A 24,405-nucleotide genomic window follows, 5' to 3' on the forward strand; every position below is an offset into this window, starting at 1 on the left:
AAGTATCGGAAGCGTACACCAGCAAAACCTGTACCAAGTGCGGGCACATCCACACCAAGTTGGGTGGCGCAAAGGTGTTTAGATGCCCAAAGTGCAACCATAGGCTACCACGAGATTGGCAAGGCGCTCTGGGCGTTATGCTCAGGGCTTTGCGGGATACCGCCTTTCTGTTTGGACTCCGTCCGAGTAGCGCGGTCGCGTCAGCATCGCGTAGTGACAACGGAAACGGACAGAATGCTATCGCTTCACCGCTGAGCAGTAATGCTCAGCAGTGTTCAGCGTAAATGTATCAGGATCATCGCATCCAGAAACCGCAGTTCGAAGGATTCGTCGGCAGGGCCTAGGCCTAGCCGATGAGCTCTCTGGATTGAGAGCCCCCCCTTGTTCTCATGAGCAGTTGCCTCTAGCCCCAGCTCCCTGGCAAGCCAGGGATTGCCCAGGACAAACCCACCAGCCAGGATGAGAGCACAGACAGTCAGGCGCATCGCCACTTCTCTCCGAGGACAACAGGTCAATATCCTACGCCTTCCAGCCCCCTCTGGAGTCAAACCCTTTGGCGATCCTGGCGCCAGAGTGGGATCCCTTAGCTTGGTGCCTCCATCTGGGCGCCCCTGGCGTCGCCAGTTCAGGAAGTGGGGTTGGGTGCCAACAACTGCTCCCCTTGCAACATGCGAGCGGCAGCGCTGAACAGCTCTTCCTCCAAGTAGGGCTTGGTGAAGTAGGCAGTGGCTCCCAGCTCGCGGGCTGTCTGCCGGTGCCGTTCTGCCCCCCGTGAGGTGAGCATAGCTACTGGAATATGCCTGAGGTTGCTGTCTGCCCGTATGCGGGAGAGCAACTCCAAGCCGTCCATGCGCGGCATCTCGATGTCGCAAAAGATGAGATCGCAGCGCAAGCCACCGCGAAGCTTTTCCCAGGCGTCCTGGCCATCGCGGGCTTGCTCCACCCGGTAGCCCACCTTTTGAAAGGACATGGAGAGCAGTTCCCGCACTGCAATCGAGTCGTCCACAATGAGCACCGTGGTTTGATGGGTTTCCTCGGCACGTGGCTCCGCAGCGCGACGCTCCGCCCAGAGGCGGCTGAGATCGCGACGGCGGCCTTGGGCCATATCTACCAGTTCAAGGACGTCAGCAATTGGCAGCACGCGACCATTGCCCAGCACCGTTGCCCCAGAAATGCCAGGTGGTTTGGGCACAGGCCCGCGCAATTGCTTGATCACGATTTCCTGCTCTTCCACAAAGCTGTCCACCTGCAGGGCAACGTACTGGCCGGCACTTTGCAGGACGACGATGGGCAGGATGCCCTCCTCTTGGGCGATGCTGTAGACCTCTGAGCGGCTGCGGCTGTGGCTGCGGCTGTAGGACAACAGATTCGAGAGGGGCTGGAAGGGAAGGCGTTGATCCCGCCAGGGAATGGAGGGCCGCCCCTGTTCATCCGGCTGCACCTCGTCGACGGGAACATCCAGCATCTCCTCCACACCGTCGAGGGGGAAGGCGATCAGGGCTTTGTCGCTGACACACACCATTGCCTTGGAAATGCTCAGGGTAAGCGGCAGGCGGATGGTGAAGGTGGTGCCCTTGCCGCGCACGGAATCCACTTGGATGCTGCCGCGCAGATCGGTGATGTTGCGGCGCACCACGTCCAAGCCAACCCCCCGCCCGGCCAGATCGTCCACCTCGCTGGCCTCGCGAACGCTAAAGCCGGGGTGGAAGAGGACGTTGAACACTTCTTCTTCGGTTGCCTGCTCTGACAGCAGCCCCAGCCTTTGCGCCTTGGCCTTGATTTTCTCCACCGGGATGCCGGCACCGTCGTCGGCGACGACAATGATTGTCTGGTTGCCCTGGTAGAAAGCTTTGACGGTGATCTTGCCTTCAGGGGGCTTGCCCAAGCGGCGCCGCTCCTCAGGGGGCTCGATCCCGTGCACCAGGGCATTGTTCACCAGGTGGGTCATCGGGTCGGAAAGCTCTTCCAGGATGGCCTTGTCGATGAGGGTGTCGCGGCCTTCCACCACCAGGCTGGCCTGTTTGCCCGTTTTGATGGAGAGGTCACGGACGGCGCGGGGCAGCCGGTCGGCAATTTGCGAGAAGGGCACCATGCGCGCCCGGTTCAGGCCTTCTTGCAGTTGGGTGGTGACCTGGCGGAATTGGCGGGTGATCTGCTCTGCCTCGTCCACCGCAAACTCGATGTCGGAAGAAGACTCGCGCACCCGCACGATGAGCTCAATGATCTCCTGGGCCAGCGTGTGGAAGGCCGTAAACTGATCCATCTCCAACTTGTCGAACTCTTGGCCTATGGAATGACCCACCCGTCCCCGAGGGGATTCCTCGCCGTTCCGACCAAACCCCACCGTTGCCGCGCTGCTGCGGCTGGAGAACAGCGCCGCTTCCAGCAACGAGCGGTCGTACTGATCCCGCATGCGCTGGCCCAGCTCCCCTAGCTGTTGCACCCGGCCCAATAGGCCATCCAGAAACTGGCGCAGGCGAGTTTGGTTTTGCTCCATGCTGTTGCGGATGACCACCAGCTCTCCCACCAAGTTGTTGATGGAGTCGAGGTGGCGCACCTCCACCCGCATTACAGGATTGCTGAGGGCAGATCGCCGTGTGGTCGGTGCTGTTGGGGTAGCCGGTGCCGTGGGGGCGGCTGTTGCTGGGGCGGCGACAGCGGGCGGAGAAGGCGCCGGCGCTGCTGCAGAGACTTGGGGGGCGACCTCGAGATCGCCTAGGAGGGATTCCAGTTGGGCTGCGAAATCGTCGGCGACCTCGCCGCTCACGGCTGTAGGGGATCCCACAATGGGAGCGATGACCTCCTCTAGCTCAGGGGGCACCGCTGGTTCGGCGGCATCGAAAAGGGCGGCCAAATCGTCCAAACTTGGGGCAGGAGAGGCTTCCGGCGCTTCTTCCTCCAAAGGCTGTGTCTCATCTGGGGAAACAGTCGCGCTCTGGGCAGCCAAGAGCTCATCCTCCGCGAACAGGCTTTCCAGTTGGCTGGCCAGATCGTCCTCTGCTGGCTGGGAAGCTCCGCCTTGCTCTGCTGCAGCTACAAGTGGTTCTGGCTCAGGCAGAGTCACTCCCTCCAGACTGCTCCCTTGCAAAGCCTCTGCCTCGCCCAGGAAAGTGGCCAGATCTGAGGGGATCGCTTCCTGGGCGGCCTCCCCTTCTGCAAAGAACCGGCTCAACTCATCCAAATCCACCTCGCCATCCATGGCCGAGAGGGATCCGCTGGTTTCTAAGCTCAGTGCTTCGGTAGCGGGCTCCTCGGCAAATAGAGCCTCGAGGCGGTCGAAGGCCTCCGCGGGCTGGCCCTCAGGATAGAGAGCTTCTTCCTGAACCGGGAAGAGGTTCTCCAAAAGAGCCCAGTCCTGGGCCTGTGCCGCATCCCCCGTGCCCGGGGCATCCTCCAGCGTCTCCCCGGCGAAGAGATCGGCTAGGCTCAGCTCGGCCCCCAAGTCCGGGGTTTCCGCCGCCGTCGACTCGTCGGAAGGGGCCAAGAAGCTCTCCGCCGCAGCGGCAGGTTCGCCGGGCGAAGATTCTTCGGCGAAAAGGTCTTCCAGTTGCTCGACTGCGGCAGAGTCGGCAAGGTCAGAAGAGGGTTGAGAAGCCACCTCGAAAGAGGGGGAAGGTTCGCCTGCTTCTTCTGGGCTCCACCAGGCCTGATCCGCCGCCGAGACAAGGCTCTCCAGGCCGCCTTCAGCCGCAGAGTCCAAAGATGTCAGGGATCCCGTCTCATCGGGGACAGAAAAGTCCCCCGGCCAGATGTCGGCGGGGAACTCAGCCCACAAGTCTGCGGCCGCCTCCCCATCCCCAGGCTGGAGGGACGGAGACGGCTCCTCTGCCCAAAGATCCGCTTCCGGCCCGCTGTCGGGAGCAGCCCCAAAGTCAGGCAACTGAGACAGCTCCTGCAGAGGAGAGCTCTCTACTGCCAGCTCCTCGAGCTCGAACAAGGCTTCCACTCCGACACTTGCAGCTTCGTCTGCAGCCGAGGCTTCCTCGGGGCTTTCCGCAGCGACTTGGGCCGCCCGCTCCTGGGCGGGGACATCCCAGATGGCCTGGCTGGTTTCCTCGGCTCCTGTCAGCTCGGCAGGCTCGACAGGTGACAGCTCTGCCGCCGCTTCGCCCATTACTTCGGCAAACAGCTCCGCCAAATCCGTTTCCGCTCCCCCCTCTTCTGGGCTCAGCTCCTCAAGCGCCTGCGAAAAAGGCTCGGGGGAAGGAGGGATCAGCTCCGGCGGCGGCTCTTCAATATCGGATAGCTGCTCTGCGTTGGCAAACAGCTCGTCAAAGGCGGCGGAGGCTTCTGCTTCCAGGCTCAAAGGAGGGGCGTCGAAATCGCCTGAGCCAAAGCTCAGCCTATCCTGGAGCCAGCCGCGGGCTGCTGCGGCTTCTTCCGGCGCGGCGACGCCCTCTTGGGCAAGGTCGGCGGCTGCTTGCCAGTCTTCCTCTGGCAAAGCCTCGGTGGACATCTCCGGCCAGCTCAGCCCTGGGCCCTCCTCGCCCGCCAGAACGCTGTCCATCTCCAAAGTGGACGGCGGCTGTTCGGCCAGCAGATCCCAGGCCGCCTCCTCCGCTTGCAGGGTTGCTTCGACGGGGATCGCCTCTCCTGGTTCAGGTTCTTCTTGGCTCCCATCAGGGGCAGAGGATTCTTCTGCCGGGATCCCAGCAGCGGCCCAGTCCGCTGGGGCAGGCGTGCTCTCGGGTTCGAGGAAGAGCGGCTCTGGCTCCTCAAGGGCCGGCAGCACAGGGCGGAAGGCCAACAACTCAGCGGAGGGCTGGATGGTCTGCGCTGCTCCGCTGGCCAGAGCTTGGTGAGCCTGTTTCAAATCTCTCAGAACCGGCAGAGCCAGTTGCCGCAAATCCTGGGCAGGATCTGCCAGGATCTCGCCAATCAGGCGGGCTAGGGCCGTCCAGCCGCCCAGATCCACACCTTCGGCCTGTCCCACCTGCTGGAGCGATTGGGCCAAGCTTTGCAGGGCAGGCCGCGTTGCCGGGTCGTCAGGACGCTTGAACAGCTCCAGCATCTGGCGCAACAGGGCCGGGATCTGCTGGTGAACCACCACCTCCAAAGGATCCGGCGGCGGAGCGGGAGCCGCCGGGCGAGCCAATTGCTGCAATTCCGCCGAGGCCGTCACCTCTTCGGCCCTGCCCGCCAAGATAAGCTGCTGCCCCTGCTTCAAGTCTCGCAGGGCGACCAACGCCAACGTTCGCAGATCGGCGTCGGGGTTGCCCAGGGCTTGCTCGAAGGTTTCTGTGAGCTGCTGCCAGCCCGCCAGATGATGGGCTTGCCCGATCTGCTTGAGAACGGCATTTGCCTCCCGCAACTGCTCGCGAATGCCCGGCTGATCCCCTCGCTTGAACAGCTCCAACATCTGCCGCAATTGCTGCGGCACCACTTCCGCCATCTCTTGTTGTAGGGTGCGGGCCGCCGGCGGCGGGGGGGCAGCCGGAGCAGAGCTAGCGACAGGGCCAGCGCCGAGAAGGCTCTGAATGTAGTTTTCAGTCTCCTGAAAAACCGGCTCCAGTTCCGCCAGCGTCGCGTTGCTGAACTCCTGGGTGAGACCGCGAGGGCTCTGCAGCTCGTCCAACAACGCCGCCAACCCATCAAAAACTCGCAGCAGCAGCGTCTCCAAGTGCTGATCCACCGGCACTTCGCCCGGGCGAGAGCGAAACACGTTGAAGAAATCCTCTAGGCGGTGGGCAGTCCGCTGAATGCTGGCGAGGGCCAGCATGGCCGCTCCGCCTTTGATGGAGTGGGCAGCTCGGAACAACTCGTTGATCAGCTCAGGATCGCTCACGCTGTCCCGCAGGCTGAGGAGCCCTTGCTCGATCGTTGCCAAGTGGTCGCGGGCTTCTTCGATAAAATAACCGAGGATCCGCTTTTGTGCTTCTTCATTCATGGCAGGAGGTTCCTCCTACAGCCCACAGGTACTCATATCAGTAGTAGCAGATCGGACAGGGGAAGCTCTCCCATGCCCGGATTCTGTCTTGGGACAGAGGGATCCCGATGTCCCTGAAGTGCGGCAACTTCCCATCGGGATCCTTGCTTGTCCCTAGGATGCCCGCCAACCGAGCAGATTTGCTCATTCATCCCCCACCCGGAAGCGACCGACAGAAGCTTGCAGCTCGCGAGCGATGCTCACCAACTGTTGCAGCGAGCTGGCTACCTTCTGCGCCTCTTCGGACGTCTCGTTGGCAGTCAGCTCCACTGATTGCATTACCTGGGCCACGGCGCGAGAGGTTTCTGTTTGCTGCACGGTAGCCTGAGAAATAGCCCGCACCAGCCCATCGATCCGCCGGCTGACCTCGATGATCTCGTCTAGGCTGCTTTTGGCCTGCTCAGCCCGCCGCGTCCCCTGGATCACCACCTGCGTGCCCTCCTCCATGGCCGTCATCACGTTGCTGGTCTCCGACTGGATCTGCAGCACAATCTGCTCGATCTCCTTCGAGGCTTTGGCGGCCCGGTCGGCCAGTTGTCGCACCTCGTCGGCCACGATGGCAAAGCCCCGTCCCGCCTCGCCCGCCCGGGCGGCCTCAATACTGGCGTTGAGGGCGAGCAGGTTGGTGCGCGAAGCAATTTGAGAAATCAAGGCCACGATCTTGGAGATTTCTTGGGAGGATTCTGCCAAGCGTTTCACCTTGCGGGTCGTCTCTGCTGCCATTTCCCGAATTTCCAGGATGCTGGCCACCGTGCGATCCACTGCTTCTCCGCCGCGGGCGGCTGCTTCCGTGGCTTGAGCAGTTACGTTGGCCGCCTCGCGGGCGTTGCTGGCTACCTCTTGAATTGATTCCGTCATCTCCTGAATGGAGTTGAGGGAGTTGGAAATCTCCTCCGCCTGGCGCAAGGCATCGGCAGAGAGGCTGCGGGCAAAGTTCTCGCTCTGCAAAGCCGCATCGTTGACGGCAGCGGCGGCCCGCTTCACTTGGACAACGATGTCCCGCAAGCTGCGAATGGTCAGGTTGAAAGAGTCGGCGACGGCGCCGAGCACATCGGCAGTGACCTCCGCCCGCACCGTTAAGTCCCCGCGGGCTGCCCCCTCGACGTCGTCCAGCAGGCGAATGACCTGGCGTTGTAAGTCCTCCTTGGCCTGTCCCTGCTCGGCAGCTCGCTGGCTCAGATCGGCAAAATGGGCCTCCAGGGCGGCAGCCATTTGGTTAAAGCTGTTGGCCAAGCGGCCCAACTCGTCATCCCCTCTCGCCTCTGCTCTGACGGAGTAATTCCCCTGGGCCAAGGCGGCAAAGTGGCTGGCCAGCTCTTGAGCGGTGGAGCGAATGTGTTTGGCACTGCTGGCCCCCAGCACAACCCCGGCTCCCGTGCCGATCACTCCACCCCCGATGACCCCGGCAAGCAAGCGAGCTCCCCCATTGGCGGGGATCCCCAGGCCAATGGCCAACCCGGCAGCCAAACTCACGGCTCCTTGGATCAGCGCTGTGGCCAACTGCCGATCGGCAAGCGGGCGGTTGGCGATCCCAGCGAACATCCCCGCTCCCTGGCCCCCTGGGAGGGGCATCGAGATTGTAGGCGAGCTGCGAGCCGTTCCGCCCGCCTCCTGCGTCTCCCCCTCATCGGGAGAGAAGACCGGCACCTCGCCGCCCTCCATGCCGGCCAGTTCGCGATCCAGACTGTCCAGCTCGTTGAGCTCGAAAAGAGCAGGGCCAGGACCGGCCGTGTCTTCTTCGGGGGCAGGGATCGGCTCGCTCATGGGGGTGGCCAATTCCGTCGGCAGGCCCTCATCCAGGGATCCCACCTCCTCTTCCCCAAAAGTGGGTAGGGAGAAGCCCATCTCCTCGGGAAAAGCCGCGTCGCCAGCCAACTGCGTAATAGAATCACTGTCTAGATCCTGCAGGTGCTGCCGGTCGAACTCGCTAAGGAAGGCAAAATCGTCATCGACCACTGGGTCTGTTTGAGGCTGCTCCCTGCCCGCTCGCAAAGCGGTCTCTCCCGGAACCGCTGGCGGCGTTACCTGAGGGTTGGCGGGCAGCGGGTGAGAGGAGGCAAACGGATCCGCAGGCTCCATTTCTAGCCTTGTCTCAAAAGGATCCGCAAAGCTTTCTTCCTCGCCAAAAGTCATCTCATCGGCGGCAAAGCTGTCGCTTCGCATCGAGAAGAGATCCTGAGCAAAGGGGTCGGCCTCCTGTTCCCTCATCGCCTCAAACTCAAACTGGGGAAAGGGATCCGCCTCCTCCGGTTGAGGTGGGAACTCCCCTTGAGGTTGGAGCTTGTCTTCCTGCGCCGGAGAGGGAACATCCGCCAGCTCCGGCGCCATCTGGAGCAGCTCCTCCAGGCCCCTGCGGGCCGACTCCAGCTCCTCAGGATCGCTGGCCGTCTTGAGGATGGTATCGTAGGTATGGCGGGCTTCCAGCAACTGCCCCGCTTGCTTCTGGGCCGAGGCCAGCAGCAACTTGACAGCAGTATCCTGCGGCTGAGCAGCGGCTACCTGGTTGAACAACCGCACTGCCTCGACGTAGTCTCCCTGCCAAAAGGCGACCATTGCCTCGGTAAAGTCTCTCTGATTGTTTGCGCTCGAAACCATGGATCCTCCCTTCCCTGCTTGGCTACCTCTGTTGCTACTTCAACCCAAATGCCCAGAACTCCCCCAACACCAACCCGCCTAAACCCTTTAGATTGTTAAGCTACAGATAGGTTACCTCTCCCAACTGGCTGCTTTGCTCCCAAAAAGAATGGGCTCTTGCCCTCTTTCCACAGACCATTGGGGCAGCACGGCCACACTCGCCGGGTGGCCGGGCGCCAATCTCTAGGGAACAAGATCGGCTCCATTCTTTCCATTGTGAATGGCTTTGGAATTTCCGCATTTCTGCCGAACTTGCGGCTAGCCATTCCTCAACCCCAACGGTCGGATCTCAGGATGGCTGACTGATCCAGCAGCGGCAAGCGGGCTCCCGTCGCGGGCACCACCCATTCCCCTCGCAAGAAGGGAGCTATCGACTCAGGAGCCACGAGAACAGGCCGCACCGCTTCCGTCTTCAGCCACTCCATGCCCACAATTAAATCCACAGCCAGGCCCATCAGCAAATCCGGTTGATCCATCACGGCCACCACAGGGAGCTCGGCGCGGTCGAGGTTGAGGGGCGGGCTGATCCCCAAAAACTGCCCCAGATCCGCAACCCAGATAATTTCGCCCCGCAAGTTCAGAGTGCCCAGCAGAACTGGCGCGACATTCGGCATGGGAGTAATTTTCTCAGGGCCGATGCTCATCACCTCTACAACCGATACTGCCGGCAGGGCAAATTCTTCTCCGGTGGCGACCTTGAATTTCAGGAATAGCTCACCTTCGGGAGCCTCCATTTCCTGCAATTCTTGGGTCTCATCCCCCATCAACAGATCCAGATCCCCTAGCATGACGCTCCCCCGTATCGATGGTCTTGTGGAGGGGTGGCCGCCGCTCCCTTGTCCAGGGCATGGAACCCCTTTGGGCTCTGCCAGCAGGCATAGAGGCGGGATGGGCGGTTCCTAGCCTCTCAGCAATTGCTTAATCGTACCCACCAGTTCCTGCGGCTGGAAAGGCTTGGCAATATAGGCATCTGCTCCCTGGCGGAGCCCCCAGTAGCGGTCGAACTCTTCGCCTTTGGAAGAACACATGACAATCGGGGTTTTTTGGGTGAGCGGATCGGCCTTGAGGAGACGGCACACTTCGTAGCCATTCATCCGCGGCATGACGATGTCCAGCACGATCAGGTCGGGCTTGTTTTGCTTCACCGCCTCTACGGCTTCCACGCCATCTTCCACCGTCATCACCTCGAAGCCGTTTTCCTGCAGCAACTTGCCGATCATCTCCCGCTGGGATTGGCTGTCTTCCACCACCAGAACGCGACTCATTTTTGGCTGGTCTCCTTGATCTCCCGCAACTGCTGTTTGATAGTAGCCAATAGCTCTTGAGGCTTGAAAGGTTTGGTTACATAGGCATCGGCTTGATTGCGCTTGGCCCACTCGATATCAAAGACTTGATCTTTGGTGGAACACACGACGATGCGGATGTGCTTGGTGCTTTCATCTTTCTTCACTTCCCGGCACACTTCGTAGCCGTTCATGCCAGGCATGACGATGTCCAGCACCACCACGTCAGGCTTCTGCTGACGAATGATGTCCATCGCCTCCACACCGTCCATGGCTGTGGAGACTTCCAACCCGCTCTCGGAGAGCAGGCTGGAAATGGCCTCCAGATAGGTACGGTTATCATCCACCACCAGTACTTTGCTCATGGTCATCTCGCCCCTGCTGTGTTTCGCGTGTCCGGTCAACCCTGGCGGCTACCTGAAGTGGGATCCTGTCTTTCAGCGCTTTTGGCTGCATCTGGCCTTGCAGCCCCAGGCTGGTTGGGCTACCTCCTATTGTTTGGTGAAGTTCCTCTTCTGTCCAGTATTCTGCAGTACTCTGCTTGCTTGGCTCGAATCTCGACATTTTTTAGGGATTTCGGCTGGCCCCCCGCTTATTCGCCACCGCCCCGCTTGGGAGGTGGGCCCACATAAGATTCGACGACGGTCAACAATTCCCTCTCAGAAAAGGGCTTGCTCAGAAACTCGTTGGCCCCGGCCATGCGGGCCTTGAGCCGGTCGGTGAAGCCGTCCTTGCCGGTGAGCATGATCATGGGGGTTTCGCGGAACTGGCTGGATTTGCGCAACATGGCGCACAGCTCGTACCCATCCAACTTGGGCATGGCCACATCGCAGAGGATCATGTCGGGGTTGAGGAGAAACACCTGTCCCAGGGCTTTGAGGGGGTTGCCGATGGTGGTGACCTGGTAGCCCTCGTTTTGCAAGATGAACTCCACGGTTTTTTGGATGGCCATGGAGTCGTCGATGCAGAGGATGTGGGCGGGCTTGTCGCTGGGTTTGAGGGGACGAGTGCGCTGGGGCTCGATGATCAGGACGGGATCGGAGAGGTGGATCGCCCCTTGACGAACATAGGGATAGATGGCTTTGGCTACCACCAGGGTGTCTCGGCCCAGGTAGCGACCCATTTGGCGAATGCTGGTTTTGCCGTCCGACCACTCGCTCAGCGCCTTGAAGACGGGGGCGGGCAGGGTTTGCTGGAGGGGCAGGGGGTTGACGATGGTGGGGGCTTGGTTGGGGTCTTGGATGTAGGGGTGCAGCTTTTTCCACTCCTGCACCTGGGTGACCATCTCGGCGAGCAGAGGGGTGACAGGAAAGGTGGTCAGTTGGGGGGCCAAGGGGGATCCAGCCTCGAAAATGAAGGAGCCCTGGTGGAGGCTGAGCAGGTCGAAGAGGACTTCCCGCACCATGCCCAGCAGGATTTGCTTGCCTTGGCTGGGGTTGAGCTTGTGGTTTTCCAGCAAAGACCAGAGGCGGTTGTATTCGGGGGCATTGACCGCAGCTTTGGGAGGGATCTGAACTTCGTCTAGGGCGGCTTCCAGCTTGAAGCGGCGCAGGTAGTCTTTGAGGCGGGCGATGTGGCCTTCGGTTTCAGAGGCGTAGATGATTCGCCCGTTCAAGAAAAAGACAAACCAGTAGATGGAGGGTCTGGCCTCTACGAAAAGCTCACCGGTGCGCTGGCCCAACTCGATCAATTGAAGGATGCTTCGGATATCGATCTCTTGTAATCTTCCCTGCATGGGATCCCTGCCTGCAGTCAGCAAGATATGACCATTATGACGCTAGCCTTCTTGCTGCCATCCCACAAGGGGAGCTTTTTGGGGAAATAACCCACTTTGAATCCTGAAGATTTCTGGGTTCCTCGGGCTTTTAGGTTGGAACTGGCCAGAAGCGGATCCAGGGATCCCTTTTCAGCGACCAAAGGACTAACTTCTGGTTTGAAGGCAAGCCGATGGATCTGCACAGGCGGCTTTCCTTGGAGCAGAATAGGTGAAGAACCTCCCCTGAAACTCAATTGTTGCAAAAGCAATGCTGCCGATTTTCACCACTTGGGTGCTGGGCCCGCTGCTGGCGCTCTACACCGTTCTGTTTGTGCTGCGCATCTTCTTATCCTGGTATCCGCAACTGGATACCTCTCGGCTGCCCTATTCGCCAGTGGTCGGCCTGACGGAGTTTTTGCTGCGCCCGACACGCCGCCTGATCCCGCCCCTGGGGGGGGTGGACATGGCGCCTGTAGTGTGGGTGGGCCTGGTTACCCTGTTGCGGGAGGTGTTGCTGGGACAGCAGGGATTGTTGACCATGGCCCTGCACTAAAGTGCTTTCCCAGGAGGATTAGCGGCCCTGCAAGATAGGGATCTGCAGGGCGGGGGTTGGCGAAGGCCGGGCAGGAGAGTCCGCCTGGGTTTTCTCCTGCATCTGCTGCAGTTGCCGGATCAGTTCGGGCACCACCTGGTAGAGATCCCCCACGATGCCGTAGTGGGCAAATTTGAAGATGGGGGCAGAGCTGTCTTTGTTGATGGCGATGATGGTCTGGGACTTGTCCATGCCGACGCGGTGTTGGATGGCCCCGGAGATACCACAGGCGATGTAGAGCTGGGGGCGGACGGTCTTGCCAGTTTGCCCCACCTGGTGGGCATAGGGGATCCAGCCGGCATCCACAGCCTTGCGGGAGGAGCCGACGGCGCTGTTGGGGAAACAGGCGGCCAGCTCGCGCATCAGCTCAAAGCCGTCTGCCGATCCCAGCCCGTAGCCGCCAGCAACGATCACTTTGGCCCGCGTCAGATCGACGGCCTGGGAGAGGTTGCGCACCGTTTCCACAATTTGCAGCTTGAGATCCTCCGGCTCCAAGTTAACCGGCACCGGGATCACTTCTCCTTGGCGGGATCCGTCCCAGGGAAGCGGCTGCATCACCCCGGGGCGCACGGTGGCCATCTGCGGGTTTTTCCAGGGGCCGAGGATGCGGGCCTTGAGGGACTCGCCAAAGCTGGGCCGAATGGCGTACAGGCAGTCGGGGAAGAAGCCAGACTTGCCGGGATCTTTGCTGTTGCTGTACTCGAAGGGGCCGATGTCGAGCTCGGTGCAGTCGGCGGTCAGGCCGGTTTCCAGGTGGGCGGCCAGACGGGGGGCCAAGTCCCGACCGGTGGTGGTGGATCCCAGCAGGATGGTGTGGGGCGGCTGGGGCCAGCTTTTGATCAAGTCCAGGATAACGCGGCGGTAGGGCAGGGTGCGGTATTCGGCCAGCTCGGGGTGGTCGGCAACGAAGACCTGATCCGCCCCATGGCCGATCAGGATTGGGGGCAGGTGAGCGATGTTGTGCCCGAGGACAAGGGCGCTCAGGGTGGCTTCCAGCTTATCGGCCAGCCGTCGCCCCGCTCCCAACAGCTCCAGGCCGATGGGCTGCAACTCACCCTTGATCTGCTCGGCGAAGATCAACACCCGCTTGTGCTCCATAGAGCTTACGACTCCTCATCAAAGTAGAAAGGCTGGGAAGTTTGGTCAATTCCTATACAGATTTCCGCAACTTAGCGATAACTCACCTTTGGGCAGGCTGCAACTGAGAAGTTAAGGAATGGGTTTAGAGGGTGGAGTTAGCGGAAGGGGAAAGAGGGTAAAGCCTCTGGGGTAGCCAGGTAGAGGCTCAAGTCAAGTGCCTGAGCCAATTCCTTCACCAGTTGCGGCACGGGCTGCCCTTGAAAGATCTGACAGTTGCCGCCGATTTCCCCTACTTTTTCGGTGGCGGCCACGATGGTCGGGGATCCCTGGAGGCCGCAGCGCTTTGGATCGGCCCCCACATCGTCCAGGTTGAGGATCTGGATGGCCTCGGCCCGCGCCGCCTCATCCCGCATCAGCCGCTGCACCCGCTGCACACCGCGCAGGGTAGGATAGGCCAGACGCCGCGCCGAATTGGCTACCGTGACCAAGGCCGGCAGAGGCACCATCACGATTTGGGATCCCCCTTCGATGGCCCGCCGCGCCACCAGGATCCCATCCCGAATCTCGAAGGCTTCGCAATAGGTGACCTGAGGGATCCCCAACCGCTCCGCCAACTGCGGCCCCACCTGGGCCGTATCGCCGTCGGTGGTCTGGAGCCCGCAGAAGATCACATCGGGCCGGCCAGCATAGCGAACCGTCTGGGCCAGAGTATAGGCAGTGGCTAGGGTATCGGAAGCGGCCAAGCGGCGGTCGGTCATCAAAATGCCCCGATCCACGCCGTGGGCAATGGCCTCGTAGAGCACCTCAATGGCCGGGGGTGGCCCCATTGTAATTGCTGTTACTCTCGCCCCGTGTTGCCGTTTGGTTTGCAGAGCTGCTTCCAGTGCATAGCGATCAAAAGGGTTTAACATCCGCTTGGCCTTGGCGCGATCGATCGTGCCGTCACTGTTGATGCCGGCCTTGGCGTTTTGATCGGGAACTTGCTTAATCAGAACAAAAGTTTCCAAGGGCCTAAACTCCCTAGTGATCCCCTCCAGGTTAAAAGGGATCCCTGAGCACCACAAACTTATTCAGCTTTTTTTCGGGATCGGAAAAGCTATCTCGACTTCAAGCACCCCTAAGCTACTCTTCCCAATACATCTGTTTCTCAGGTTTGATTTCATTGACATGCTCCCCATGCCCAAAGGCAGGGGCCTTACGGCGTTCTTGGGTAACCCTAAACAAAGTTCGAGACACTCCCCTACTGCTCCATGCCGCTTCCGGTCTCCCATCCACTAACGCGAACAGGTCTCCCGTCGGCCTCTTTCAGGAGCAGCCTGGGATCCCTGCCATGAAAAGCTTTGGGGATACTTCGCGGATGAGGGATCCAATAAGGACGCAGACCGCACCTGCAGCCAGAAATAGCCTCCCAGCAAGCAGGACAAGTTGGCCTGCACCGGCAAGCCAATAGACAGAGGCTTCAAAATCGTTGCTGGCCTAACCCAGATTATCCAATCATCCGCTCAGACTTGGGTGGGAGCAGACTTCCATCAAACACTTGCTCTAGAGAGGGCTTAGTGGGCAAGCCAAAGCCATCCACCACCTGAGCAATCGAGGTTTCCATACGCGCGGGCACTACATCCCCCAAACCAATTTGTCGCACCTCATCGGTAACAAACAGGCGCGGCATTGCCAGGGTAAGGCGCAATTTCTCAATTGCCGTATCCAGCACTTGTCCCTCGGCTTTGGCTTTGTCCAGAAGGGCCAACATATTGCCATCGGTATCACGAATAGTGTCTTGCCAACCCTTGACATAGGCCCGCAAGAAAGCTTTGAATTGCTCAGGCTTCTCACGCAGCAATTGCACACGGGTGATGACGGCATTGCCATACAGCTCAAGGCCATAGTCGTTGTAAAGGAAAGCCGTGATGTCCTCCAAGCTGACGCCGCCCCGCACCAGATTGGGCATGGCTGAGGTCATAAAGCCGCTGATGGCATCCACCCGACCTTGGATGAGGAAAGGTTCGCGCAACTGTGGCTCCATAGTTACCCACTCCACCGAGCCCGGATCGATGCCGACTTGCTTGGCAAAGACCGGCCAGAGCCGACGCGGCGCATCCCCTGCCGGTGCTCCTAGCTTCTTGCCCGCCAGTTGGGCCGGCTCCCCAATGCCCTTATCTTTCAAGGTGTAGATGCCAAAGGGAGAGCGATTGAAGTGGACATAGATCGCTACCAAGGGCACGTCCGGATTTTTGGCATTGAACTCGATCATGGAGTAGGGATCCCCTTCCCCCAGGTCGTACTGGCCAGCGGCAATCTTGGTGATGGAATCGGCGGAGCCATAGCCGCGCTCGTAGGTGACCTCCAGCCCCTCTTCGGCGAAGTAGCCCTTCAAGATCGCCGTTACAAGGGGGGTATCCATCGAAGAGGGCAACCAAGAGAGGGTAAACTTCAGGGGCGTCAGTCCCTGGGAAACCAGAAGCGGCCCGCGGCTCTGAGCCCTCGCCTTTAGCCCTCCAACGGCAACCCAAGAGGCAGCCGCAGCAGCAGATTGAAGGAATTGACGACGCGACGATTTCGGGATGGACATACTAGTAAACTCCACAGCAGCTGTCTCAGCAGAAATCCGCAAGCGGGAAGGCGAGCATTACCGCCAAACAACTTAGCAAAGCAGAGTTAAACTTTTGTATTCGGTGATACTTTGTACCCAAAAGCTTGGCCTAAAGCTCTGTCCCGTCAATTTGTCAGAGCCATCTTCGCAAAGCAGGCGAGCAAAAGCAAAGTTTGGCTAAAGTTTGGCTGGAGGAGCATCTATTCTTTTGTCAGATTTTGTCAGAGCCGGTTGGCTGTCGATATGATGATGCTTTTACTGCCCCAGGCATTCCTGGAACCTCTCTCGACGTCTGCCGACACGAACAGCCATGGCCACTCAACCCGTATCCACCTCGCTGATTCGGTTTCTCACCGCCGCCGTAGCCGAGAGCATTCGACGGGCCTCAGAGGCGGGGCAACTGGGATCCCTGGCCCCCCAGCAAGCCACAGCGATTGCCCCCGTGATCCAGATCCCCAGCGACCCTCGCTACGGCGATTACGCCTGTCCCACCCCCCTGGGCATGGCCAAAGCCTGTCGCATGGCACCGACACAGATTGCCCAAACCCTGCAGAGCCATCTGGATCTGCCGGACATCGAAACTCAGGTGGCGGGAGGAGGGTATCTCAACTTCCGGCTAGGGGATCCCTTTTTGGCCAAGCGCTTGCAAGAGCTGCTACATCTGGGAGAAAACTTCGGCAAAACAGCCACCCCCCATCCCGAGCGCATTCTGCTGGAGTTTGTCTCCGCCAACCCGACGGGGCCTTTGCACGTCGGCCATGGGCGCTGGGCTGCCGTTGGCTCTACGTTGGCCAACTTGCTGCACTGGACGGGCCACCAGGTGGAGCGGGAGTTCTACATCAACGATGCCGGCAACCAAATGCGGCTCCTGGGCCAGTCCCTCGAGGTGCGGGTGCGGCAACTGCAGGGGGAAGACATCGCTTTGCCGGAAGATGCCTATCACGGCACCTACTTGATCGAGATGGCCCAACGTCTCTTGGAGCAGGTGAAAGCCGGGATCCGCCCTCTGCCCACCACCCTAGAGGAGTACACCGATTTTGCCTATGGGGAAATGCTGGCCTGGCAAAAGCAGACCCTGCAACAACTACGCACCGAGTTTGATCACTGGTTTAGCGAGCGCCGCCTGCACACCCCGGATCCCCAGACAGGCCTGAGCGCCATCCAACAGACTTTACAGGAGCTGCAAGAGCGCGGCTTTCTCTACAAAGCCAAAGCGCCGCGGGGTGAGGATCCCAAGCCGGGAGCGGAAGAGGCCGTCTATTTCAAAACCCAAGAGTTTGGCGACGACAAGGATCGGGTGGTGCAGAAGGCGGATGGCTCCTTTACCTACCTGGCCGCCGACATTGCCTACCACCGCGACAAAGTGCGGCGGGGCTATCAACGGCTCATCAACATCCTCGGCTCGGATCACCACGGCTATATCGGTCGCTTGCATGCGGCGGTGGGCGCCTTCAGCCCGGATGTCAAGCTGGAGATCCTGATTGGACAATTTGTCAAATTGTTCAAAACCGACCCGGAAACCGGCGAGAAAACCGAAGTGCGCATGTCCAAGCGCACCGGCAATTTTGTCTCCTTAAACGATCTCATCGACGATCCCGAAATTGGCGTTGGGGTGGATGCGGCCCGCTGGTTTTTGCTCAGCAGCAGCATGGACAGCCCCATCAACTTCGATTTGGATTTGGCCGTCAAGCAAACTTTCGACAACCCGGTGGTCTATGTCCACTACAGCCATGCCCGCTGCTGTACCCTGCTGCGGCGGCTTCAGGAAGAAGAAAAAGTGGAGCTAACTAACAAAGTTACCTTGACAGAGCAACAAAAACTGCCCTACCAAGAACCCGAAGAGCGGGCCCTGTTGCTGCGCCTGTTGGCCCTGCCCGATGAGCTGATCGCCGCTGCCGAAGAGCGCGCCCCCCACAAGATCATCCGCTATGCCGAGGCGATTGCCGCCGATTTCAACAAGTTTTATGACAACTGCCGCATTTTGCCCCTTTTGAAAGAGGATCCCCTCTTGGCTCAAGCCCGCATTCAATTGGTGCAGGCCACGCGACAGGTTTTGTTTAACGTGCTTACCGGCATTCTCGGCCTGAGCGCGCCGGAGTCGATGTAGATTTTAAGTAACACCGATCCCCATCTCAATACGAGAGGGAACTTGGGGATCAACTGCCTAAGTTTCGACTCTATGGGCGGGCAAGAGCACGTTGGTTCCTAGCCTCTCTTGAGCCATCCAAAAAGCGCAAATCCACCACGAAACCTCGTCTTGGCGATAGATGCCACCGGTGAAAAGGTAAGGTTGCAAAATATCGGCCATCTGGGCTAAAGCTGGCACCTCAGCACATGATTGGCCCACACTTCGGGATCCAGAGCCTCATAAACGTAATCGGAAGGGAAATATAGATGGCTTGCTTCCAGGCTAGGTTGGCTGGTCAGCAATAACTGAGCAGGATCCGAAGACTCACATCCCAAGCGATCCCCGATTTGAAACGTGAGTTGAAACAAGCGGTTAATCAGCTCGAATTGTTCGGCGCTCATAGATTGAGATGGGCATCAGAGTTGACAAGTGCGACGGCTGCGTTCCAGCTCCGGCTCGATCCAAGAGAGGGCAAAGTGACTCACACAGGGCAACTGCGGGAAGCGGCGGGCCAGCTCTGCCATTTGGGCTTCCAGGCTGGGGCGTTTTCGCTGCGCTTGTCCCCACAGGCCGGCAATGGCCGGGCAGACAAAGGTCTGGGGAGAGGCCACGGCCAAGACCTGCTCCACCTGCTGCGCCACACAGGAGCCATCCTCGCACTTGGCATAGGCCATTGGGTGCCACTCCATGCCGGGATCGAAGCGATCCCAGGGCTGGAGACGAGCGTCAAACCCTTCTCCCACCGCCTGATTGCCATCGGGGAAAAAGACGGCTCCGCTCGGGATCCCAAGGCTTTGGGCCGGTTGGGCAGCTTGCCGTAGGTAATCGAGGATCCCGTAGCGGGCAAACTCGACGCTGAGCTGCCAGAGCTGCTGCTGCCAGCGCTCCTGTCGGAAAGCGGCGCTGGGTGTCGGAGAGGGGGTGGGATTCGCCGACGGCTGGGAATCCTCGTTTGCAAGGCTTGAATGTAGATCTTCGTTCCCGCCTGCTCTGCCTTGGGCCATCCCGTCCCATAGCTCTGGAGAAAGCGGCCGCTCCCCGCTTGCGCTGGGCCTGGGATCCCCTGGCTGACGCCACTTGGGCTCTTCGCCATAGGTGGCGTCCAGGTGGAGCACATCCGCCACTGTCACGTAGCCCTGGCTGAGGTAACGCTCCAGCAAGGCTCGGCCTGCCGCGTTTTCTGCCAAATCCAGGTAGGCTTGCCGGGCCGCCTCCCCATGGATCCAGAGATCCCGGACGGTGGCTGCCAGGCTGGATCCCCCAGAGCCGCGGGGATAGCGAATGTAGTCGAAGAGGATCCCATCCGGCTGCCGCTGCAGGATGCGGCGGATCAGCTCGGCAAAATCCCGGCGCGCCACGGGATGGAAGGGATCCACAAACACCTCATCCGGGCTGCCCAAATCTTCCAGAAGGGCCGTTGCCGGATCCAAGACGGTGGTGAGGCCACGGCCGTTGCGGGCCAAGACTGCCTGACGATCCGGTCGCTGTCCGTAGCTGTAGCCAAAATTGAGGGAAAACACCCAGGCATAAGCCGAAAGCCCTCGCCGTCGCGCCGCCTTGAGGGCCAAATCCAACAAATCGGCGTTGGGCTGTAGGCTGGGCCAGATCCCGCCCCCACCATCTGGCAAAATGGAGCGGCCATCGTAAAACGTCTCGATAAAGACGCGGTTGTAGCCCAGGTTCACCACCTGGTCAAACACCTGATCCAACACGCCCGGATTGGCATCGCAGGGATGCAAGCGCACCCAAATGGCTTGGATTTGCGGCCAACGGCGGCTACGGCAGGCGATCAAGGCAGCGCGATGTTCTGCCAAAACTTGGTTGTATTCAGCTCGGGCGGCATCTGACTGGGCGGCCCGCTGGCGCAGTTGGGCCTTGCGCGCCACTTCCTCAGGCGGCTGCCGGCAGAAGGCGTCGAGGGATCCCCTCTGTTCCCCCCTACCCTGCAACCCGGAATGGCCGGGCCAGAGGAATTGGGCCTGGGCGGCGATCCCGGATCCCAGGAGTATCAGCGCGCCGAGCACGCCCCCCAGCCAACGGATCCCGTATTTTTTCCACCGTTGCCTCAGCACTCCCGACACTCTCAACCTCTACTGAGAATGGCTTCAATCCTATCCTCTTTCTCCTCTAAAGATCGGCAAATCAAAAGCAATTGTTCCCGCTCGAACAAGCTCAATCAAGCTCATTTAACTTCGAGCCCGTTGTCCTGAAACTTCTCGCACGACTGTGGGCTTCTCAGCGCGGAGAATAACATTGCAGGAAGCTCGATCGTTTACCGATTTCAACAGAGTGAGGAGCCTATCTTTGTAGCAAAAAATACGGCTCTGTTTGAATTCAAGACTCAGCCAAGAGGACAACTAGGAGTTGGGATCCCCGATCTGGGCCAACTGCTGCCGGGCCGCCTGCCGCATCACCTCTACCGGCACGAGCTTGCCCCCCAGCCAGAGGGAGAGGGCTTTGGCCCCCTGGTGGATCAACATTTCCAGGCCGCCAATAGGGGTGTGGCCCAGCTCAGCAGCCATGCGCAGCAGCGGTGTGGGATCCGGCACATAGACCAAGTCATAGACAGTGGCGCCGGCGGGCAGAAGGCGCAGTTGCTCCCAGCTGAGGGGAGACAGCTCAGCAAGGGATCCCGGCTTATGCATGCCCACGGGGGTGGTGTTGACCAAAAGCCGCGTCTCAGCCAGGTGGCGATCCAGTTCTGCCCAGCTCAGCGTCTCCACCTGCGGCCAGGTCTGTTGCAAGGCACGTAACTTCTCAGGGGATCGCCCGGCCACCCGCACTGGCCCCAGCCCCAGCTCCAAACAGCCCTGGATGGCCGCCCGCGCCGCCCCGCCGGATCCCAGGATCAGGGTGGGGATCCCTTTCTCCAGGCCCAGCAAAGGCTGGACAAAGCCGTCGATATCGGTGTTGGTGCCGCCCCAGCCTCCCTCCGGCAGGGCGTAGACCGTGTTCACCGCTCCCACCGCTGCCGCCCGCGCTTCCACCTGGCTGAGCAAAGGCAGAATCGCCTGCTTGTGGGGAATGGTGACATTAAACCCCCGCACGCCGATGGCCGCCAGGCCGGCCACCGCCACCGCTAAGCGCTCTGCCGCCGCCGGAAAGGGCACATAGCAGTAGTCTTCTCCCATGGCCGCCAGAGCGGCGTTGTGCATCGCCGGGGATAGGCTGTGGGCCACCGGATCCCCGATCAGGCCCAGCAACTGTGTGCTTCCCGAAATCCGCCTGTCCACTCCAATCCCAACTCCAAATTGTCTGCGAGTCTCGGCTATCGAGATTCCGACTCCACGCGATCTAGAGTTTGCCGGTAGCGCTGCCGCCAACTGGCCAGGGATTCCTCGGAAATGTGATCGATTAAGTTGCTGATCTCTCCCAGAATTTGGTAGGCGCGGTCAAAGCTTTGGCGGGTGCGCTCTTCTTGATCTGGTTGGCGCGCCTGCACCATGTACAGGCTCATCTTGATGGTTTGCAGCCGGTTTTTGCCCAGATCCTCCAGCATTTCCCGAATCTGACCGATGGCCTCCTGCCGCACTCGGCGCTGCCGCCGCCGCAACAGCCAGAACAGAATGCCGTGGATAACCCCCACCACGGTGGCGCTGACTGCCGTTGCCATTGCTACGGAAAGAGCGCTGCGGCTGGCCACCCAACCGCTGAGCAGGATTACGCCTATCCCCACCGCTGTCAGGATCAGCTCGATGTTGTCGAGAAACCACCTTCTTGCTGACTTCCAGGTAGCGGATCCTGCTCCTCGGCCCTGAATAGAATTGAACATCGCTGTTACACCTCTCCCCCACCCATTCTGCTCAAGCCAACCTGATGGCAAACTTTGGGGATCGGACTTACCGGCGCAGTCGCCATTTTCCGCGGCCCAGTTGACGCTCTAGACGACGCCGCGGTTTCCGCCGGCGGATCCACAAGGGCCTCTGAGAGCGGGATCCCGCTGCAGAGGTTTCAGATCCAAGCCTGCCAACCCTTTGGCTTAGCTCTTGGTTTTGTTGCCGCAACTCTTCGAGCTGCCGGAGGTGAGTTTCCAACTCCTGGCGCAGGTTGGCATTTTCTTGTTCCAGACGTTGCAGAGATTTCAGCAGCTCTGAAGACTCCGTCCCCCTGACACGGTCGGAAACGAGGATGGGATGGGGAGCAGTCACCACCGAGGTGTGGACATTTTTGCTGTCTCGCAGGGCTTGGGCAGCCCGTCGCAACAGGGCCACCCCCTTGGGATCGTCCTTATCTGTGAGCGTGGCCGCCCCAAATTGAAGCTGCACCGGCAGCGCTTGCCCATTCACCACAAAGGGATCCTGGATCAACCGCTGGCAGCAGCGCTCGGCAGCGATCTGGGCAGCGGCCAGAGTGCTCCCCGGCAGCACCACGATAAACTGGCCCTCGTCGTAGCAAAAGAGATCATCCCCCTCTCGCAAATTGTGGGCCAAGCGATCCGTAAACAGCTTGAGAAGAGCAGCCCGACCGCCGGCCTCCAGTCCTTGCCCCAGAGCAGCGAGGTTGGCCAAGCGCAGCACAAACAAACTGAGGGGATCCAATTGGGCACGGGCTTGGGCCACCCGCAACGGCAGGCGAGTAACCAGATCCTGCCGATTGCCCAAAGCAACCGAGCCAGAAGGAGATGAGACTTGTTTTTGTCCAGTCTGGAGCAGATATTGCTGGCGGCGGCTCTCCACAATGCGCAGCCCTGCCCGCACCCGCGTCAGCAGCTCCGCCGCCTGAAAAGGCTTAGAAAGAAACTCGTCGGCTCCGGCTTCTAAAGCTCGCTCCATGTTGTCGTTGCCCTCGCGGGCGGTCATGAGGATGTAGTACACCCAGGCATATTCGGGCGCTTGCCGCAACTGCCGGCACAGCTCTAGGCCGTCGAGAGCGGGCATGACCCAGTCGGCAATGATGAGATCTGGAGTTCGGCGGCGGATTTGTTCTAGGGCAGAAAGGCCATCCAGGGCATAGGAAATACTACAGCCCTGCTTGCCGAGAAAATTAGAGAGCATTTCCGCCACCATGTAGCTGTCATCCACGATCAGCACATGGGCCCGCAAGCTGCTGGCTTCGCCTTTGCTAGCGCCCAAGCTTGCCTGAGGGCCTTCAGACGTACCAGTGGCAGCAGCGCTCTCCAAATTGGGATCCACGGGCAAGCCAAAGCCAGATGAGAAGGAAATCCGGGAAAGCAAACTTTCCAATGGTTTTCCATCGCCATTCTAGACGTAGGGATTGGCAGCCACTACCTAACTTTGCCGGGTTATTTTTTTGAGATTTTTGAAGTTTCGTAGTCATTCCCAACCCGAGGAAGAGGCTTCTAGGCGTTCCTCCCTCTCCCAGGGGGAATCCTTCTCTGCCCCAGCGAGAGGGAAGGCAGGGTTCGACGCGATTTCATGGCCGCCACAGGAACCTAGAAACGAATCTCGAGCGTGACTTGGGCGCGCACGGTTTGTTGTCCTCCCTCCACTGGCGTGGAGGCTGCCTGTAGGCGAGCATACTCCGCTCCACCCATGCCTGCCAGAGGAACTGGCGGCGCGATGTAGCCCTCGCTGTGAATTTGGATGCGCTCCACGGAACGGCTGCTCAGGTTCAAGGCCCTCAACACATCGTTGGCTTGACGTTGGGCATCTTCTACAGCCTGCCTTAAGGCACGGCTGCGCGCCTGCAGCAAGGTGGCCTCGTCGGCCCGGAAGCTGACTGATTCCACCTGGGTAGCTCCGGCGGCCACGGCTTCATCCAGCACTTGTCCGGCTCGGGCTATGGGCACCTCAAATTGCAAGCTGTTCTGCCCCTGTACCCCGCTCAGGCGGGGTGGGCTCTGCTGGTAGTCGTATTGGGGATAGAGGGAAATGCCGGTGGTCTGCAGGGCGCTCACCTGCAGCTCTTTGAGGCGGTTCACCAGCCGCTCCGAGCGCTCGGCCACCTGTTGCTGTACCGATTGCGCCGTCTCCCCTTGGAGCACCACCCCCAGCCGGATTACCGCAATGGAGGTTTCCACCGCAACAGATCCCTGGCCGGTTACCGTCAAAGTTCGGGATCCTTCACCGGGACTGGCCATCGCTCCTCCATTGCTGCCAAGCCCATTCCACACCAATAAGACCAGCGCCAGTCCCAAAGCCAGCCAGGGCATTCCCTTCAAGAATCCCAACTGCTCTTTTTTCCAGCCCTTGCTCCCTTCCATGCTTCATCCCCAACTTACTCCCACCGCTCTTCCATCTGGCTGGACAAAAGCCCCAGCCACCAGTGCCCTAGCCTCACCCAGACGTTGCGTTGCTGCCCACCGCTGCAACAGCCCCTGGCCCTGTCTAATTCCTAGGAACAGGGCAACGGCAACTGCTGCCCCCAGCAGGGCCAATGCCAGCTCAGACATAGGGATAGACAGCAAGGCTACTGGCCATCCTAATGAGAGTTGCTCCAAGGTTGGGATCCCTGGC

The 24,405-nt window shown here is 60.1% G+C and carries 19 protein-coding genes; 3 read left to right on the plus strand and 16 right to left on the minus strand.

Annotation, left to right across the window (positions count from 1 at the left end; all coding sequences use genetic code 11):
* Positions 1 to 284, plus strand: a 284-nt coding sequence (locus SYN63AY4M2_RS07965) for a zinc ribbon domain-containing protein (protein WP_143597325.1), incomplete at its 5' end; no start/stop codon positions are given.
* 341 nt (positions 285 to 625) lie between these two features.
* Here the strand turns inward: SYN63AY4M2_RS07965 and SYN63AY4M2_RS07975 are convergent.
* From SYN63AY4M2_RS07975 to SYN63AY4M2_RS08000, 6 genes are all read right to left on the minus strand, one after another.
* A complete protein-coding gene (locus SYN63AY4M2_RS07975) occupies positions 626 to 5,887 on the minus strand; it encodes a response regulator (RefSeq protein ID WP_011431517.1) in 5,262 nt (1,753 codons plus the stop codon).
* A 183-nt stretch (positions 5,888 to 6,070) separates the two neighbouring features.
* Positions 6,071 to 8,521: a methyl-accepting chemotaxis protein gene (locus SYN63AY4M2_RS07980; protein ID WP_011431516.1), complete on the minus strand. Its 2,451-nt coding sequence runs from the start codon at positions 8,519 to 8,521 to the stop codon at positions 6,071 to 6,073.
* Between the two features lie 308 nt (positions 8,522 to 8,829).
* Positions 8,830 to 9,348, minus strand: coding sequence for a chemotaxis protein CheW (locus SYN63AY4M2_RS07985; protein ID WP_041438647.1), 519 nt, complete (start codon positions 9,346 to 9,348; stop codon positions 8,830 to 8,832).
* Between the two features lie 111 nt (positions 9,349 to 9,459).
* Positions 9,460 to 9,825, minus strand: coding sequence for a response regulator (locus tag SYN63AY4M2_RS07990; protein WP_011431514.1), 366 nt, complete (start codon positions 9,823 to 9,825; stop codon positions 9,460 to 9,462).
* Positions 9,822 to 10,208 (minus strand): response regulator, encoded by a 387-nt coding sequence (locus SYN63AY4M2_RS07995; protein ID WP_011431513.1) that lies wholly within the window; start codon positions 10,206 to 10,208, stop codon positions 9,822 to 9,824. The genes SYN63AY4M2_RS07990 and SYN63AY4M2_RS07995 overlap by 4 nt, the downstream gene beginning before the upstream one ends.
* Before the next feature lie 227 nt (positions 10,209 to 10,435).
* The gene (locus SYN63AY4M2_RS08000; protein ID WP_240527311.1) at positions 10,436 to 11,602 is read right to left on the minus strand and encodes a response regulator; all 1,167 of its coding nucleotides are present in this window, start codon (positions 11,600 to 11,602) and stop codon (positions 10,436 to 10,438) included.
* A 265-nt stretch (positions 11,603 to 11,867) separates the two neighbouring features.
* Between SYN63AY4M2_RS08000 and SYN63AY4M2_RS08010 the strand changes: the two genes are divergently transcribed.
* Complete coding sequence (locus tag SYN63AY4M2_RS08010) at positions 11,868 to 12,152, plus strand: YggT family protein (protein ID WP_011431511.1); 285 nt, start codon at positions 11,868 to 11,870, stop codon at positions 12,150 to 12,152.
* Between the two features lie 18 nt (positions 12,153 to 12,170).
* Here SYN63AY4M2_RS08010 and SYN63AY4M2_RS08015 read toward each other — a convergent pair whose 3' ends face one another.
* The 3 genes from SYN63AY4M2_RS08015 to SYN63AY4M2_RS08025 form a co-directional block, all read right to left on the minus strand.
* Positions 12,171 to 13,289, minus strand: a complete 1,119-nt coding sequence (locus SYN63AY4M2_RS08015; protein ID WP_011431510.1) for an electron transfer flavoprotein subunit alpha/FixB family protein — start codon at positions 13,287 to 13,289, stop codon at positions 12,171 to 12,173.
* Positions 13,290 to 13,426: 137 nt separating this feature from the next.
* Positions 13,427 to 14,278 carry an electron transfer flavoprotein subunit beta/FixA family protein gene (locus tag SYN63AY4M2_RS08020; protein WP_099812716.1) on the minus strand — a complete coding sequence of 284 codons (852 nt, stop codon included), beginning with the start codon at positions 14,276 to 14,278 and terminating at the stop codon, positions 13,427 to 13,429.
* A 479-nt stretch (positions 14,279 to 14,757) separates the two neighbouring features.
* The gene (locus SYN63AY4M2_RS08025) at positions 14,758 to 15,672 is read right to left on the minus strand and encodes an ABC transporter substrate-binding protein (RefSeq protein ID WP_240527792.1); all 915 of its coding nucleotides are present in this window, start codon (positions 15,670 to 15,672) and stop codon (positions 14,758 to 14,760) included.
* Between the two features lie 499 nt (positions 15,673 to 16,171).
* Here SYN63AY4M2_RS08025 and argS point away from each other — a divergent pair, with 499 nt between their 5' ends.
* Positions 16,172 to 17,968, plus strand: coding sequence for an arginine--tRNA ligase (argS, locus tag SYN63AY4M2_RS08030; protein ID WP_099887308.1), 1,797 nt, complete (start codon positions 16,172 to 16,174; stop codon positions 17,966 to 17,968).
* Between the two features lie 206 nt (positions 17,969 to 18,174).
* Here argS and SYN63AY4M2_RS13940 read toward each other — a convergent pair whose 3' ends face one another.
* The 7 genes from SYN63AY4M2_RS13940 to SYN63AY4M2_RS08065 all read right to left on the minus strand — a co-directional run bounded on the left by SYN63AY4M2_RS13940 (position 18,175) and on the right by SYN63AY4M2_RS08065 (position 24,341).
* A complete protein-coding gene (locus SYN63AY4M2_RS13940; RefSeq protein ID WP_011431506.1) occupies positions 18,175 to 18,390 on the minus strand; it encodes a hypothetical protein in 216 nt (71 codons plus the stop codon).
* 15 nt (positions 18,391 to 18,405) lie between these two features.
* Positions 18,406 to 20,070, minus strand: a complete 1,665-nt coding sequence (locus SYN63AY4M2_RS08040; RefSeq protein WP_099812718.1) for a hypothetical protein — start codon at positions 20,068 to 20,070, stop codon at positions 18,406 to 18,408.
* Between the two features lie 276 nt (positions 20,071 to 20,346).
* Entirely contained in the window at positions 20,347 to 21,222 is an 876-nt protein-coding gene (locus tag SYN63AY4M2_RS08045) for a shikimate dehydrogenase (RefSeq protein WP_099887309.1), read from the minus strand.
* A 35-nt stretch (positions 21,223 to 21,257) separates the two neighbouring features.
* Entirely contained in the window at positions 21,258 to 21,761 is a 504-nt protein-coding gene (locus SYN63AY4M2_RS08050; protein ID WP_011431503.1) for a hypothetical protein, read from the minus strand.
* 67 nt (positions 21,762 to 21,828) lie between these two features.
* Positions 21,829 to 23,061 (minus strand): response regulator, encoded by a 1,233-nt coding sequence (locus SYN63AY4M2_RS08055; protein ID WP_240530513.1) that lies wholly within the window; start codon positions 23,059 to 23,061, stop codon positions 21,829 to 21,831.
* Positions 23,062 to 23,381: 320 nt separating this feature from the next.
* Positions 23,382 to 24,152, minus strand: coding sequence for an SIMPL domain-containing protein (locus SYN63AY4M2_RS08060; RefSeq protein ID WP_240527312.1), 771 nt, complete (start codon positions 24,150 to 24,152; stop codon positions 23,382 to 23,384).
* A gap of 3 nt (positions 24,153 to 24,155) precedes the next feature.
* Positions 24,156 to 24,341 (minus strand): hypothetical protein, encoded by a 186-nt coding sequence (locus SYN63AY4M2_RS08065; protein WP_041438644.1) that lies wholly within the window; start codon positions 24,339 to 24,341, stop codon positions 24,156 to 24,158.
* Positions 24,342 to 24,405 lie beyond the last annotated feature (64 nt).

It is taken from the genome of Synechococcus sp. 63AY4M2 (assembly GCF_002760475.1).
GTDB lineage: Bacteria > Cyanobacteriota > Cyanobacteriia > Thermostichales > Thermostichaceae > Thermostichus.